12 protein-coding genes are annotated in these 8,766 nt (G+C 62.2%); all 12 read right to left on the bottom strand.

All coding sequences use genetic code 11. The features are described 5' to 3' along the window. Positions 1 to 208 precede the first annotated feature (208 nt). Complete coding sequence (locus tag F2P46_RS34755) at positions 209 to 703, bottom strand: HNH endonuclease signature motif containing protein (protein WP_166898945.1); 495 nt, start codon at positions 701 to 703, stop codon at positions 209 to 211. A gap of 90 nt (positions 704 to 793) precedes the next feature. Beyond that, positions 794 to 1,258 carry a hypothetical protein gene (locus F2P46_RS34760; RefSeq protein WP_166898946.1) on the bottom strand — a complete coding sequence of 155 codons (465 nt, stop codon included), beginning with the start codon at positions 1,256 to 1,258 and terminating at the stop codon, positions 794 to 796. Positions 1,259 to 1,352: 94 nt separating this feature from the next. After that, complete coding sequence (locus F2P46_RS34765; RefSeq protein ID WP_166898948.1) at positions 1,353 to 1,754, bottom strand: hypothetical protein; 402 nt, start codon at positions 1,752 to 1,754, stop codon at positions 1,353 to 1,355. Then, a complete protein-coding gene (locus F2P46_RS34770; protein WP_166898950.1) occupies positions 1,751 to 1,957 on the bottom strand; it encodes a hypothetical protein in 207 nt (68 codons plus the stop codon). Before F2P46_RS34770 ends, F2P46_RS34765 begins: the two co-directional genes overlap by 4 nt. Before the next feature lie 2 nt (positions 1,958 to 1,959). Beyond that, positions 1,960 to 2,436, bottom strand: coding sequence for an HK97-gp10 family putative phage morphogenesis protein (locus F2P46_RS34775; RefSeq protein ID WP_166898952.1), 477 nt, complete (start codon positions 2,434 to 2,436; stop codon positions 1,960 to 1,962). Beyond that, a complete protein-coding gene (locus tag F2P46_RS34780; protein WP_166898954.1) occupies positions 2,429 to 2,776 on the bottom strand; it encodes a head-tail adaptor protein in 348 nt (115 codons plus the stop codon). The genes F2P46_RS34775 and F2P46_RS34780 overlap by 8 nt, the downstream gene beginning before the upstream one ends. Continuing rightward, positions 2,776 to 3,321: a hypothetical protein gene (locus F2P46_RS34785; RefSeq protein WP_166898956.1), complete on the bottom strand. Its 546-nt coding sequence runs from the start codon at positions 3,319 to 3,321 to the stop codon at positions 2,776 to 2,778. Before F2P46_RS34785 ends, F2P46_RS34780 begins: the two co-directional genes overlap by 1 nt. After that, positions 3,318 to 5,162 (bottom strand): SGNH/GDSL hydrolase family protein, encoded by a 1,845-nt coding sequence (locus F2P46_RS34790; protein ID WP_166898958.1) that lies wholly within the window; start codon positions 5,160 to 5,162, stop codon positions 3,318 to 3,320. Before F2P46_RS34790 ends, F2P46_RS34785 begins: the two co-directional genes overlap by 4 nt. A gap of 2 nt (positions 5,163 to 5,164) precedes the next feature. Beyond that, positions 5,165 to 5,443 carry a hypothetical protein gene (locus F2P46_RS34795; protein WP_166898960.1) on the bottom strand — a complete coding sequence of 93 codons (279 nt, stop codon included), beginning with the start codon at positions 5,441 to 5,443 and terminating at the stop codon, positions 5,165 to 5,167. A 49-nt stretch (positions 5,444 to 5,492) separates the two neighbouring features. Then, positions 5,493 to 6,659: a phage major capsid protein gene (locus F2P46_RS34800; protein ID WP_166898962.1), complete on the bottom strand. Its 1,167-nt coding sequence runs from the start codon at positions 6,657 to 6,659 to the stop codon at positions 5,493 to 5,495. A gap of 4 nt (positions 6,660 to 6,663) precedes the next feature. Next, a complete protein-coding gene (locus F2P46_RS34805) occupies positions 6,664 to 7,329 on the bottom strand; it encodes an HK97 family phage prohead protease (protein WP_166898963.1) in 666 nt (221 codons plus the stop codon). Then, the gene (locus tag F2P46_RS34810; RefSeq protein WP_166898965.1) at positions 7,304 to 8,644 is read right to left on the bottom strand and encodes a phage portal protein; all 1,341 of its coding nucleotides are present in this window, start codon (positions 8,642 to 8,644) and stop codon (positions 7,304 to 7,306) included. Before F2P46_RS34810 ends, F2P46_RS34805 begins: the two co-directional genes overlap by 26 nt. Between the last annotated feature and the right edge of the window lie 122 nt (positions 8,645 to 8,766).

Here is an 8,766-nt window from a genome sequence, read left to right on the forward strand (position 1 = left end):
GCCTGGGCCAAACATGTGGGCAATCATCGGCTTCGATTCATCTGGCTTGCCGTCTGGACCAGCAGCGAACATAGGTTCGTCATTGCCGTCACGCAGGTGATGGGCAACGGTAGCGATGAGAGCGAAGGTTTTGAGGTTATTCATGGTGTTTCCTTTTTTCGTGGGTGATGGGCTTTCGCCCTGGGTTGTCCAAAACGGACCGGAGAAACTAAATCGTTGCTGTTTTATGAATGCTGCGTTTATGCAGGAGGTAAGCTTGGTGTGCTTCTGCTGCCGTATCGAAAGTTCCGATATGTTTTTGCGTGCCGCCAAGCCCAATCGTTGATGTGAATCTTTTCCCTGATCGTTTCACCCCGAGGAGGCCGACCTTATTGTTTCGGTGCGGTCTGCGCTGGTTTTGCGTGTTCTCAGCACAAGTGACCTCGCGAAGATTTGTCCAGGCGTTGTCTGAGCGATATCCGTTAATGTGGTCCACCTCAGCCGACGGCCAGCGGCCCAACATATAGAGGAAGGCGAGTCGATGCGCCCGATACTGACATCGGTCCACCACGATGACGGTGTACCCCGCGCCGTTGTCGCCACCGGCACCAGGCCCGGAAGGTGTCCGACCACTCCCACTTTTGAGACGGGTAAATACCCCAGTCATTTCGTTGTAATGCAGGACCTCTCTCAGTCGCTCGGGCGAAAGGGATTTTTTAGCCATGAATAACTCCAAATGCCCGTGCCGGCCGCCGCGCCCACGATAGGCGACAGCGACCAGCCGGTGCTGGTGGTGGCCAAATGGCCGTGATGGTTAAACGCTGACGGTGTCGGTCTGGCGCAGCAGGGTGAAGTTGCCTTTTACAGCGTCGTTGCTGGTGCCGCCAGTACGGACGAACTTGGCGACCTGCGCCGTGAAGTAGTCGATTTCGCCCGTGTCTTGGCCGACCATCTTGAACGACGGTACGGTGTAATTCTTCGAAGCCGCCTTAATGATGATCTGGCCCGGGTCTTCCGGAACCCATGCACATTCGAACTCAGCATTGGGCAACTTGAACGAGCCTTTCTTCTCGCGGTCCTGCGCATCGCCAATGGTGGACAGCGTAGCCATTGAGTACTCGCGGCCTTCAACGCTGCCGATATTGGTCAGCGGCGCGATTTCTACCCAGGTGAGCAGTGCATATGCGGCGGCCGCGCCGGCGCCCTCGGTGACGCTTGGGGCTGCGGTCGAGACATAGAGTTTCGAGCCGGCGATAGTGTCAAAATCGATTCCTGCCATGATGTAGTACCTTTCAATGAAAAAAGCCCGCTCGCTGGATTGCGAAACGGGCGGGCTGATAAAACTGCGGATGAAGAAACTGCCTGCGGGCCAGTCAGGCCGGCTCGATGTACGTCACCATGAAGTCGCGGCTTTGTTCGAACGTCGGGACAGCGGGGTCCCCCATATCTGGGCCGACCAGGTCGCGCAGCACGCTGCGCACCACGTAGTCAGCAATCAAGCCGGTATGCACGCCGGCGCCGAGCCGCGCCGCCTTGAGGACATCCTTTTGTTGCGGGTAGGACGCCGCGTAGACCGTGACCTGCACGCGCGAGGTGACCAGGCTATTACCGGTGCGCGCCACGGTGTCCTGTTCATTCCCGCTGATTTCGGTGATGCCGATCGCCGGCAACGCGCCGGACGGAACGGTGCCGGCGGCGATGCGCGCGGCAGGCACCAGGGCGATGAGAGGCGCGTGCGCGACCAGCAGCGCGCGCATGATGGCGACTGCGCTCATTTCTTGCGAGCCACGATCTTCGAATCGGCCGCCGGCGCGACGCGCCCAGGCGCTGGGATGGCAACGCCCTGCTTGACTTGGTATTGGGCCAGGCGCAGCCCGCGCGGGCTATCGACCGTGTCGTACTCGGTGCCTTGTTCAAGCTCACGCACGGTCTCACCATCGAGCGAGCCTTGTACGGTCTGCGTCATCAGAATTTTCATGATTACCCTGCGTCTGGTAGGTTAATGCCCTCGGCGGTGAGCCTGGAGCGGATTTTTGCGCCGACAGCGGTTGCGGCGCGCGCTGCCCTTGCGTCGAAGGCAGGGCGCGCAAACGGGCGCGGGCGCGCGCCGGGGTGGTCAGCGTCCGCAACGATGTAGCCGGCGATCCGGAGCGCGCCAGCGCCGCGCGGCGTGATCTTGTGCGCGCGCGTGCCGAACTCGACCATGCGCGCGTACCACGCCTTCTTGTTGCCGATCTTGACCGACGCGGTTACGTGCCCGCCCTTGGCCTTTGTCGTGACCCGCACACTTCGCCGCAGCGCGCCGCTGTCCACCGGTATGTTGGCCTTGATTTCTTCCTTGAATTCGTTCGCGCCGGCGCGCAGGGCGCTGCGCATGATGTTCTTTTCGACCTTGGCCGAGAACTGCTGGAGAAACGCATCCAACTCCCGGCCGCCTGTGATGTTCGGATCAGCCATTCGAATATCCCTCCAGTTGAAATTCTGTGTGAAGCCGGTCGTCCAGCAGCGCCGGCCCGGCGATGATCTGCATGACCCGATCGCCGCGGCTGTGCAGAACGACCCGCATATCGGCCGTCACGGCCTGAGCGCCCTGCATGCGCAGCCTGGCGCGCTGGACCGTCTTACCCAGCCCGTTTTTTGTCGTTTCGGCACGGCTTGGCAACACGTCCTGAACGTTGGCCCAGTAGCGCACCAGGACCGGAACCCACGTTTTTGTTTCGGTGCCGTACACCGGGTCAGGCTCTCCGACCAGCTGCTCGATCGTGACCTTTTCGTCGCACTTGAACGGGACGGCCATCAGCTATGCACCTTCAAGCAGTCCAGCCCTCGGATAAGGTGCGGCGATTCCGGCGTCCCAGCTGGCGCAAAGTATTCGCGCACCTTCGCCAAGATGTAGCCCTTGAACGCGGCCGGTGTGGCGCTCTCATCGGCCCCGTAGCCGCAAACCACCGTCAAGGTCACTGCGTTCCGGCTGTCTTTCGTGGCCGGCCAGGTGGCGCCGGCTGCAAGCGTGACGAATCCGGGCTCGATCGAGCGGTCGACAACGTAGGCGTCTTCGCTTAGCGTTTGCACGGCGCCATCAACGTCCAGGTATTTCAGGCTGGTCACCTCAACCAGCGGGGAAGACGGCAGCGGGATGACGCCCGCAAAGCCTGGCGCCGTCACCTCGTACGTGCGGTTGATGATCGAGCGACCCGTGATGTGCTCGGCCTCGGCGGTCAGCGCGCGCACGCGGATCTCGATTTCCGCGTCCTGATCGCTTCCGTTTGCGCGGGCACTTGAGCGGGCGTCGACCATCGACACTGCCAGCGCGCCAGGCGGAGTGATTTGGCGCACGGTCATGCGGCACCAGCTGGCGGCGCCACCTTTTCAAACGAGAACCGGCGCCAACCGACTTTCCCGCCACCGCCCACGCGCGCGCCGATACGGATGCGCATGGTGAAGAGCGTGTACCCAGGCAGCACCTTTTGCGGCTCGCTGCGCAGGGACAGGACGGGCATATCGGAGCCGAACCCAGCCAGGTCGCGACCTGCCTGGATGATGTAAGACGACTGGATGTTCCCGCCGCTTGTTGCTTGCGCTTGAAGAGTTGCGAGGCCGGTACCCGTGGTGCCAATAATTTGCGGCTCAAGAACAAGCTGGAAGTAGTCGCCCGTCACAAAATTCGGCGGCAAGTTGAACTGCTGAAACAGCTCATGGTAGTCGCCCGCCGTCGAGCCGATCACTTCTGTCGTCCACCAGTCGAGGCCGCCGTCTGCTGCGGGTTCGAAGGCCGTCGTGCAGGTCTGCGTGCTGCCCGACCGGGACAGAGTGAAGCTGTCGGGTACGGTGCCGGTGACGCCGTTCGCCGCCGCTGTGGGCGTGGCGCCACCGAACGCCCCCGCGTTGCCGCGTAATGCCGGGTTGAGGCTGATAGGCCCCACCTGCAACGTGGAGTCCCACACACCCACGGTGTTGTTTCGAAATGGTTCTTTCGGGTAGTCTTGCAGCAGAGCCGCAATTAGGGGTTTTGCGAAGGTGTAGGCGCCAAGTGGCATCCAGTGCAGGTTATCCGCAGGGTTGAACATACCAGCGCGACCGCCTGGGTTGGTGAGCGGCGTCGGCCCGCCGAGGGCGATTGCATTTGCGCTCACCATCTTGTCGAAGGCGCTGACAAAGCGCACGTTACGCAGCGTGCGGCAATATGCGCGGATCGATTCGGACACCCGCGCCAAAAACTGGTTGGTGACGACCGAAGCCGACGGGTTCGGCGCGATTTCGTTCACGTAGACCCGCCGAGCCTTCGCCCGTGCCAGGTCGATGATCGCCATCAGGTTTGTAATGGAGGCTTTCGCCGTCACGGCATCGCTCGGGGCATCGTTGACACCGGCCAGGATGCATACAACCTCGACGTCGCCAGCGAGCACTTGAGGCATGTATTTCAGGATATCAGCGGTGGTGGCGCCCGTGATCCCGAATGCCTCGTATGCTGCAAAGGTATCGCCCAAGGCACCGGCGAGCCAAGGCACGTATCCAATGAAGTTGTAGTCGGAGATTGTGGCCAGGCCGGCCGTCGTCACAGTGCTGCTCTGGTTGGGCACTGGCGCTGTGGCGCCGCGAATGGCGACCAGGACGCCGGAGTTTGCGAGCGATCCGCTTTCCAGATACTTCCAACCGCCCTGAGATACGTCAACCCATGGGCCCGGCGAGGGGTCGCCCGTGTAAGTCCAGCGCATCCAGCTGCGCGCATCGGTTTCGATCTTGCCGCCGGCGGTGCCCGCGCGACCGTCTACCATGCAGTAGACCAGCCACGATCCGTTACCGAGATTGGCCAGAGTCGTGATTGTGCTGCTGCCGTACCATGGGCGGCCGTCAAACAGGCCAGGCGCGCGGCCAGGCGCGCCACCGTAAGTGAGCGAATCGCCAGCGATGCGCATGCGCAAATTTGTGCTTGCGGACGGCAGAGCCACCGGGAAGCCTGCGCCTACCAGGCTCACCTTTCCGGCCGCATCAACTTCAAAGGATGCCGGCAAGACCTTCGCAGGGGCAGCGGCGGGCGCTACGTAAGGGATTCCGCCAGTCAGCACGGTTGTGGCGTTGACGCCGCCCGCCAGCAACACGTTTGCCGTCGCGTCGTCCAGCGTCAGAATGGTTTGCGGCGGAATGCCCTTGTACGTGGAAAGCAGGCGGATGGTCTTCGGCATGATTATTTCGCCTTTGGCTTGTTTGTTTTGTTCATCGGCGCATCGGCCATCTTGTTCTCAGGCTCGTCAGCCATCTTGGTGCCGCCTTCGATCATGTCGGTGTCGCCGGCGGCCGGCGCCGTTTCCGGCGCCACGGCCGGGGCGTCGTCGACCACCTCGACCAGGCCGGCCTTGACCAGCTCGCGCGCCTCGACTGCCTCGATCGTGTCGGTGTCGCCGGCGGCCATGCTCAGGCGCCCATGCGAGAACTGGTCGAGCGCTTTGATTTTCGTTATTGCCATGTCGTTCTCCTGGTGGCCGGCAGCCGGACAGCGCCGCCGGCGGGGTTGATTACGCCAGCGCGCCTTTGACGAACGCTTCGGGACGATTGACCACCAGGGCCAGGCGCTCCTCGATCAGGATCGTGATCAGGTTGTTGACGAAGTCGTCTTCGTTCTCGGTGGCGATCGCGACCGAAGCGAGCAGGCGATCGAAGATCTGCGCGCCCATGCGGAAGGCGCCGGCCAGGAACGTGGCGATCGACATGGCTTGCGTGGTCACAACAGGGCGGCCCCACAGCGTCGGCGACAGCGTGCCCTGCGGGTTGCCGATGATGTATTGGCCGGTGGTGTCCTTCAACAGCTCGATGGCCGCCCAATTCGACGGGTGCAGCACGAGGCCGTCTGATGGATACTCGGCCAGTTCCGCCTGCAGCAGTGCCAGGCGCAAGGTGTCGATGTGGGTGGCGCCGGCGATGGCGATCGGCGCCATGTAGGCCGACGCCTGGGTGTAGAGCCCGTTCAAGTTATTGCCAACACCCGAGCCCTTGAGCAGTTGGGCCTCTTCGATCAGGCGCAGGCCGTAGGTCAGGCGCTCGTCGATATAGGATTGCAGCGCCGGGAAGTCGTCCAGAATCTCGGTCGATGCCTTCATGAAATGCGCCACTTTGACCACCGGGGCGATCGATTGCGCCAGCGTGAGGGTCGATTCCGGCTTGCGGGCGCCCTCGGCAACCGGTGCCGCATTGTTGGTGAAGCCCGTTTCCTTCATGTAGGTGATGGAATTGGACGCCGTGCGGCCAGGTGCGACCAGGTCGCGGACCGTCAGTTTGCGCTGCGGCTGGGTAATGATGCCTGGTTGGCGGTCAGCAACCACGCCGGCGCCGGTGCTGGTGGTGGTGATCGCCTTAGCGTCGATATCGACGCTGATGCGGCTACCCTTGCGGCGCAAACCGCCGCCTTCGTGTGCCTTTTTGAACGCGTCGTTCTCAACGAACTGTGCGCCCATCGACTTGGCGCCCTGATCCTGCTCGGCGCCACGACGCGCCTGCTTCTGCTGCACATCGGCAAGCTCGGCGGACATCTCGCTCGTCTTGGTCAGCAGTTCGTCGACAGTCTGTTTGACGCCTTCGGTCATGGAGATGCCGCGCTGCGCCTCGGCCAGTGCTTTTTCGCCGTGGGCCTTGAGCTGGTCGCCTAATTTCGACAGCTCCTGTTTGAATTCGATTTCGATGGTCATGTTGTTATCCTTGAAGAGTGAGGGTGAAACCGCGCAGTGCGGTAAGAATTGCATCGCCTTTTTCGCCACCGGGCTCACCCCGGGAAAGCTTCGCCAGACCGCCGTTTGCGACAGCTGCGGCCTGGGACTTGGAAAAGCCTGCCTCGCGCAGGAACTTTTCGAATTCAGGGAGGGTCGGCATGCGGCCGGCCTCGATCAGGCTTTTGACGTCGGCCACGCGCGCGTCGTCGTTCATCGGGTTGGTGACCACGCTGATCTCGACCAGGTCGAGCTTCTGCAGGGTGTAGACGCCGGTGTCCTTGTTGACGCTGTAGTCCTTGACGCGGTAGCCGATCGACAGGCCGGTGATCGTCTTGGTGCTCATACCCTTGTGCGCCAGGCGTGCATACGGCGCGTCGTCCAGCCAGAGCGATGCCTCGCCCAGCAGACCGTGGTCGTCCTCTTTCAAACCATCCCACGCGCCAATCGGCTGATCCGACTGGTGCTGCCACAGCACCGGCACCGTGCGGCCCGACTTCTGCCACTTGCCCAGGCTTTCCGCGAACGCGCCGGGGGCGACGATATCGCCGCCCTTGTCGACGACGTTGAACACCGAGCCGTAGCCGGAAAAGCTGCCCTTTTCGGTCAGGCTTTTCAGCTCCAGATCAATCGATTTGTGGAGGAGTTGCATCGTCGTTTTCCTTGATTCGAAGCCAGGACAGCACGGCCGACTTGGCCGCCTGGGCGGTGTTGGTTATTTTTCCCAGCAGTGAGAGCGGGATCAGGTTGCTTTGCACGGTGAGCTCGTCGCCACCCGGCAGCGGTTCCAGGTTTTCCAGCGAGCGGCAAAAATTCCGGGTGTAGATGCCGTTTTGCGTCATGGTGCTGTAGAGGGCGGCGCGTGACGCGCTGTCCCCGCGCAGCAGGCCTTCTACGCTGTATTCCGAGAAGAAGCGCGTGCGCTCGGCGGGTTTCAGCAACGACTTGGCGATCCCCTGCTCAATGCGTTTCATGTACGCGCGCAGCACGTAGTCGATAAAATTCTGGTTGATCTGCTCGCGGCCTGTGCCCCAGTTCGATACCGCCGTGCCGTGGCCGATCATCGACGGCGGCATGCCGAACCAGCGGCACAGGTCTTCGACGCTGAACGATCGCGTCTCCAGCATCTGCGCGTCGGCCGGGTGCATGGAAAGCTGTGTGAACTCGGTGGCGCCTTCCAGCAACATCATGTTGCCGGTGCGGTCGTCGCCAAACACCGCCCCCATGACCTTTCCCTTCGCCTGTTCGCGCTGGGCCGGGTCGAGATATTCCTTCATCGTGAGCACGCCGGACAAGCGCATGCCCTTGCCAAATGTGTTGGCTGATGCGGTTTCGGCCGCAGTGGCGCCGCACATCGACCGCCAGCCAGCCGTAATCGGTGAAATTCCCATCAGGCCATCGGTGCCGAAGCCCTTGATGTGCCAGATTTCGCCCTCGGTGAACTCTTTCTGTCCGCGCGGATCGGCGTACAGGTAGCGCACCACGCCGTCCACGCTGCGCCGAACAGTCATCAGGGCCGGGTCCAGCGGGTCCAGCGCCACGATGCGGCCGGCGGCGCCGTAACTTTTCAGGCAGTACGCGTTTCCCCACAGGCAAATTTGCGATACCACCGCTTCCCAGAACTCCACCGCTGTCATGTCGGCGTTCGGTGAGTCGTGCAGCAAGTAGTACAGCGGGTGCTCGCGCGCCACCACGCGGATTTCACGCCCATTGACCACCTTGCGCTCGTACGTGATCAGCGGCAGCGTGGCGATCGTCTCAGCGATCAGGCGCACGCACGACCAGACGACCGACAGTTGCAGCGCCGCGTTCACGCCAGGCGAGCCGTTGCGCACGTCGCCGTGGTTGATGGTGATGTCCTTGTTCGGGTCGCGCACGCCACGGTAGGCGACGGCATCCCGGATCGAGAAGTACGCGCTTTTCAACGCCAGGCCACCGGCCGCTGCCGCCTTGCTGAATAACTTCATGTTTATTGTTCCGAAAGGTAGTCGTCGAGGGAGCCACCCTTAATAGGTTTTGCTGTTTGCATGATGCCGATTGCCATCACGGCAGCGACGATCAAGTCGATACGCCCAGTCGCCTTCTCTTT

Origin of the sequence: Massilia sp. CCM 8734 (assembly GCF_011682155.1) — a bacterium.
GTDB lineage: Bacteria > Pseudomonadota > Gammaproteobacteria > Burkholderiales > Burkholderiaceae_D > Telluria_A > Telluria_A rubra.

Bases quoted from the DNA above. Each gene is read 5' to 3' on its own strand.
- F2P46_RS34805 (WP_166898963.1), bottom strand. From the start codon at position 7,329: ATGCAACTCCTCCACAAATCGATTGATCTGGAGCTGAAAAGCCTGACC.
- F2P46_RS34760 (WP_166898946.1), bottom strand. From the start codon at position 1,258: ATGGCAGGAATCGATTTTGACACTATCGCCGGCTCGAAACTCTATGTC.
- F2P46_RS34795 (WP_166898960.1), bottom strand. From the start codon at position 5,443: ATGGCAATAACGAAAATCAAAGCGCTCGACCAGTTCTCGCATGGGCGC.
- F2P46_RS34755 (WP_166898945.1), bottom strand. From the start codon at position 703: ATGGCTAAAAAATCCCTTTCGCCCGAGCGACTGAGAGAGGTCCTGCAT.
- F2P46_RS34775 (WP_166898952.1), bottom strand. From the start codon at position 2,436: ATGGCTGATCCGAACATCACAGGCGGCCGGGAGTTGGATGCGTTTCTC.
- F2P46_RS34785 (WP_166898956.1), bottom strand. From the start codon at position 3,321: ATGACCGTGCGCCAAATCACTCCGCCTGGCGCGCTGGCAGTGTCGATG.
- F2P46_RS34810 (WP_166898965.1), bottom strand. From the start codon at position 8,644: ATGAAGTTATTCAGCAAGGCGGCAGCGGCCGGTGGCCTGGCGTTGAAA.
- F2P46_RS34790 (WP_166898958.1), bottom strand. From the start codon at position 5,162: ATGCCGAAGACCATCCGCCTGCTTTCCACGTACAAGGGCATTCCGCCG.
- F2P46_RS34780 (WP_166898954.1), bottom strand. From the start codon at position 2,776: ATGGCCGTCCCGTTCAAGTGCGACGAAAAGGTCACGATCGAGCAGCTG.
- F2P46_RS34800 (WP_166898962.1), bottom strand. From the start codon at position 6,659: ATGACCATCGAAATCGAATTCAAACAGGAGCTGTCGAAATTAGGCGAC.
- F2P46_RS34765 (WP_166898948.1), bottom strand. From the start codon at position 1,754: ATGAGCGCAGTCGCCATCATGCGCGCGCTGCTGGTCGCGCACGCGCCT.
- F2P46_RS34770 (WP_166898950.1), bottom strand. From the start codon at position 1,957: ATGAAAATTCTGATGACGCAGACCGTACAAGGCTCGCTCGATGGTGAG.